The sequence below is a fragment of the Rhizobacter sp. P3_B12 genome, from assembly GCF_056402895.1.
Genome location: NZ_JBFUGN010000590.1, coordinates 1 through 3,884 on the forward strand (window position 1 = coordinate 1; position 3,884 = coordinate 3,884).

The window sequence follows — 3,884 nt, forward strand, 5'->3', positions numbered from 1 at the left end:
GGCATGAACGACGCGTTCTCGACCGGGTCCCAGAACCACCAGCCGCCCCAGCCGAGCTCGTAGTAGGCCCAGTACGAGCCCAACGCGATGCCCAGCGTCAGGAAGGTCCAGGCGACGTTGGTCCACGGGCGCGACCAGCGGGCCCAGGCGGCGTCGAGCGTGCCGGCGAGCAGCGCGGCGATCGCGAAGGCGAAGGCGACCGAGAAGCCGACGTAGCCCATGTAGAGCATCGGCGGGTGGACGATGAGGCCCGGGTCCTGCAGCAGCGGGTTCAGGTCCTGGCCTTCGGCGGCGGCGGGGATCAGCCGGTCGAACGGGTTGGACGTGAGCAGCATGAACGCGAGGAAGCCGGCGGCGACCAGGCCGAGCACGCCGATGACGCGGGCGACCATCGGCAGCGGCAACTGGCGCGACAGCAGGCTGACGGCGAGCGTCCAGCCGTTCAGCATCAGTAGCCACAGCAGCAGCGAGCCTTCATGGCCGCCCCAGACGGCGGCGGCGCGGTAGGCGGTGGGCAGCTGCGAGTTCGAGTGCTGGGCGACGTAGAGCACCGAGAAGTCGTTGGCGACGAAGGCCTGCATCAGGCAGGCGAACGCGAACGCGACGAGCAGGAACTGCGTCTGCGCGGCGGGCCGTGCGAGCGAGGTCCAGGCGGGCTTGTTCTGGTGGGCGCCGACGATCGGCAGCACGCCCTGGACGATCGAGACCAGGAACGCGAGGATCAGCGCGAGGTGGCCGAGTTCGGGAGTCATTTGAGCGTGTTCCTCATCTTCTTGGCCTCTTCGACCGCGTGGGCGGCCTCGGGCGGCATGTAGTTCTCGTCGTGCTTGGCGAGCACTTCGGTGGCGACGAAGGCGTCCCCGTCGAGCTTGCCTTGCACGACGGCGCCCTTGCCCTCCTGGAACAGGTCGGGAAGGATGCCGGTGTAGCGCACGGCGACGTCTTTCGCGGTGTCGGTGATCGTGAAGCTGACGGTCATCTGGTCGCGCTTCAGCGTGCCCTGGCGGACCATGCCGCCGACGCGGAAGGCCCGGTCCTTCGGGGCTTCTCCCGAGACCACCTGCGTGGGCGTGAAGAAGAACGCGACGTTGCTGTTCAGCGCGTTCAGCACGAGTGCTGCGGCCACGCCGAGACTGGCGAGGCCGCCGACGATGATGGCTAGGCGTTTGTGGCGGGGCTTCATTTGTCTTGTGTCACTCTGATTGGTGTTGCTCGGCGCAGGTTTTCATGCCTCGTGCTGATCCTTGAGGGATCGCAACAGTTCCGCGCGCTGCTGGCGCAGCAGCAGGCTTTCGACGAGCATCGCCAAGGCACACGCGCCGAAGCTGCCCCAGACGTAGAAGGCATAACCGCCCATCGCGAAGAAATCACCCACGCTGTTCCACTGCATCATGTGTTCTCCAGGGCGCCGCGCACCCAGTCGGCATGCCGTTCACGCTCGAGGATGATGTTGCGCACCCGCGCCAGCGCGATCGCGATCGAATACATCCAGAAGGCCAGCGCCATCAGCAGCATGCCCCACAGCATCGTCATCGCCATCGACGGCGACTTCGTCATCGAGATCGTCGCCCCCTGGTGCAGCGTGTTCCACCACTTCACCGAGAAATAGATGATCGGCACGTTCACCACGCCCACCAGCGCCAGCACCGCGCCCGCCCGATCAGCCCGCTTCGGGTCTTCGATCGCCGCCTGCAGCGCGAGAAAGCCCAAATAGAGGAAGAACAGGATCAGCTCCGAGGTGAGGCGCGCGTCCCACACCCACCAGGTGCCCCACATCGGCTTGCCCCACAGCGAGCCGGTCACCAGCGACAGCAGCGCGAAGATCGCGCCCGTCGGCGCCAGCGCCGACGCCATCATCGACGACAGCCGCGTGTTGAACGCGAGGCCGATCGCGGCCCAGAACGCCATCGCGCAATAGATCACCATCGACATCCAGCTCGCCGGCACGTGCACGAAGATGATCCGGTAGCCCTCGCCCTGCGTCGCATCGGTCGGCGCGACGAAGAAGCCGATCCACAGCCCGGCCAGCGTCAGCAGCGCGGCGAGTCCTGCAAACCACGGCTGCAGCTTGCCGGCAAGCGGGTAGAAGGTGGCTGGCGATGCATAACGCATCCAGGGGCTGGCTGATTGCTTGTCCATCATTCGATTGCGATACGGAGGGCCGCCGTCGTGGCCCAGGGTGCGAAGAATACGGCGAGCGCCAACAGCGCCCCGAGGATCGACAACTGCGCCGACGAGCCCAGCCCGGCGCTCTGCGCCTCCACGGCGCCGGCGCCGAAGATCAGCGTCGGCACGTACAGCGGCAACACCAGCAGCGCGAGCAAGGTGCCGCCGCCGCGCACGCCGAGCGTCAGCGCCGCACCGATCGCGCCGATCAGGCTCAGCACCGGCGTGCCCAGCAGCAGCGCCAGCATCAACACCTGCAGCTCGCCGGGATTCAGGTTGAACTGCAGGCCGAGCAGCGGCGCCAGCAGCACCAGCGGCAGCCCGCACAGCAGCCAGTGCGCTGCGATCTTGCCTGCGACCAGCAGCGCGAACGGGCGCGGTGACAGCGCCATCTGCTCCAGCGTGCCGTCGGCATGGTCGCTCGCGAACAGCCGCGGCAGGCCGAGCAGCGTGGCCAGCAAGGCCGCCACCCACAGCACGCCCGGGCCGATGCGGCGCAGCATCGCCGGCTCCGGCCCGATGCCCAGCGGGAACAGGCTGACCACGACCACGAAGAAGAACAGCGCGGTGACGACCTCGCTGCGCCGGCGCGCGGCCAGCAGCAGGTCCCGCCTCAAAGCGACCAGTACCGTGTTCATGCGGCCAGGCCCACGAACTCGCCGGCCGGCAGCGGCGCCGGCTGGTGGCTGGTCAGGATCGCGAGACCGCCCTGCGCCAGGTGCGCACCGATCAGCTCGCCCATCAGCGCCACCGCATCGGTGTCGAGCGCGGCGAACGGCTCGTCCAGCACCCACAGCGTGGCCGGCCGCACCAGCAGCCGCGCCAGCAGCACGCGCCGCTTCTGGCCGGCCGACAGCACGCGCGTCGCCACATGGCCGCGCCCGCGCAGGCCGATGCGGCGCAGCGCGTCGCCGGCCTGGGCATCGTCCAGCGCCACGCCGTCGATCGCACAGGCCTGGCGCAGGTTCTCGACCGGCGACAACTCGTCCTTCACCGCCGCGTGGTGGCCCAGGTACAGGCAGGCGCGCCGGAAATCCTCGCCGGCCGCCCGGATCGGGGTGTCGTTCCAGCGCACCTCGCCGTCGTCCGGCGGGTTCAGGCCGACCAGCGTGCGCAGCAGCGTCGTCTTGCCGGCGCCATTGATGCCGCCCACCTGCAGCCAGCGGCCCGGCGCAAGCGACAGGCTCAGGTCGGCGAACAGGGTCCGGTCGCCGCGCGAGCAGCGAAGGTGATGGGCACTCAACATGAAAGTGGGGATGGCGGGAAAGGAGGGCGGGGGAAGAATGGCGACGATCGGGCGTCGGTATCGGAGTTGTCTGCGCTTCGGTATGGGTCGGATATGTGGTGGGTCGGGCCCAGCCCGGGAGTATCGGTGCCCTCGCCAACCCCCGCATCAGGGACAGCACGATCTGCGCCATCGCCGCCGGCAGGCTCCATGAGCCGCCGCCGGTTGCCTTCGTTCACATCTGATGCAGATCTCGTCTGGACGAGCAAAAAGGGTCACCGTTTCTTCTGGAACAGGATGTAAGGTCCCCCCCGTTTGCCAACTATTGACACATTTTCAGGGGTTTTCGGGACGAAGATCCGCTCCGCCATGCAGGCACGTGACCTGCGTAGGACATGTATCAAGGGACAGTCATCTCAAGACGGTCAACGATTCCGAGGGAATGAAGTGCAGTTGGTTCCGGAGGGCCTCGTGTCCAGCAAGCCAGTCAGGT

General features: G+C 67.8%; 6 protein-coding genes. All 6 read right to left on the reverse strand.

Annotated features, from left to right (window positions below; translation table 11 throughout):
* Positions 1–752, reverse strand: a 752-nt coding sequence (locus tag AC1D01_RS24255) for a heme lyase CcmF/NrfE family subunit (RefSeq protein WP_477870898.1), incomplete at its 3' end; no start/stop codon positions are given.
* On the reverse strand, positions 749–1,183 hold the full coding sequence (gene ccmE / locus AC1D01_RS24260; protein WP_047588246.1) for a cytochrome c maturation protein CcmE: 435 nt from the start codon (positions 1,181–1,183) through the stop codon (positions 749–751). The genes ccmE and AC1D01_RS24255, both read right to left, overlap by 4 nt.
* 42 nt (positions 1,184–1,225) lie before the next feature.
* Complete coding sequence (gene ccmD / locus AC1D01_RS24265) at positions 1,226–1,393, reverse strand: heme exporter protein CcmD (RefSeq protein ID WP_369822955.1); 168 nt, start codon at positions 1,391–1,393, stop codon at positions 1,226–1,228.
* Positions 1,390–2,139 (reverse strand): heme ABC transporter permease, encoded by a 750-nt coding sequence (locus tag AC1D01_RS24270; RefSeq protein WP_477870901.1) that lies wholly within the window; start codon positions 2,137–2,139, stop codon positions 1,390–1,392. The genes ccmD and AC1D01_RS24270 overlap by 4 nt, the downstream gene beginning before the upstream one ends.
* Positions 2,139–2,804: a heme exporter protein CcmB gene (gene ccmB, locus AC1D01_RS24275; RefSeq protein WP_477870903.1), complete on the reverse strand. Its 666-nt coding sequence runs from the start codon at positions 2,802–2,804 to the stop codon at positions 2,139–2,141. Before ccmB ends, AC1D01_RS24270 begins: the two co-directional genes overlap by 1 nt.
* Positions 2,801–3,412, reverse strand: coding sequence for a cytochrome c biogenesis heme-transporting ATPase CcmA (ccmA, locus tag AC1D01_RS24280; RefSeq protein ID WP_477870905.1), 612 nt, complete (start codon positions 3,410–3,412; stop codon positions 2,801–2,803). Before ccmA ends, ccmB begins: the two co-directional genes overlap by 4 nt.
* Between the last annotated feature and the right edge of the window lie 472 nt (positions 3,413–3,884).